The following is a 426-nucleotide window of genomic DNA, read 5'->3' as shown; positions in this document are numbered from 1 at the left end:
GATGATGGGACAGCTGTATCGAGTGGACGAGGTCGCCTACGTCCGCTTCGCTTCCGTGTACCGCCAGTTTAAAGATATCGATATGTTCATGAAGGAGCTATCCACGCTGTTAAACAAAACCAATTGACAAGCGTCGGATGCTATGGTAAGCTGTTTTTCGTTTCCAGTTTATTTAGGGCCCTTAGCTCAGCTGGGAGAGCGCGTCGCTGGCAGCGACGAGGTCAGGGGTTCGAGCCCCCTAGGGTCCACCAATATTAACTAATAACGGCAGAGATGCCGTTTTTTTTATTTCTGGAGTTGATCTATAATGAGCGACAAAGTACTACGTGAATATATTGAGCAAATGAAAAAATACACGGAATAAGTTAAAGCGGACAAAAGACTGTCTCTGGAAGTGTTGGTTAAAGCAGGCGTTTACAATAAAGA

General features: G+C 45.3%; 1 tRNA gene and 1 pseudogene. Both read left to right on the top strand.

From position 1 onward, the window contains the following. Positions 1–127, top strand: a pseudogene (gene nrdR, locus AC2JF9_RS09675) (transcriptional regulator NrdR); the annotation flags it as partial. Positions 128–175: 48 nt separating this feature from the next. Next, a tRNA-Ala gene (locus AC2JF9_RS09670) sits at positions 176–251 on the top strand. The last annotated feature ends 175 nt before the right edge of the window (positions 252–426 follow it).

It is taken from the genome of Lactobacillus sp. C449L, assembly GCF_059900815.1.
The sequence above is the reverse complement of the archived record's forward strand: the minus strand, read 5'-3'. Positions and strand labels throughout refer to the sequence as shown.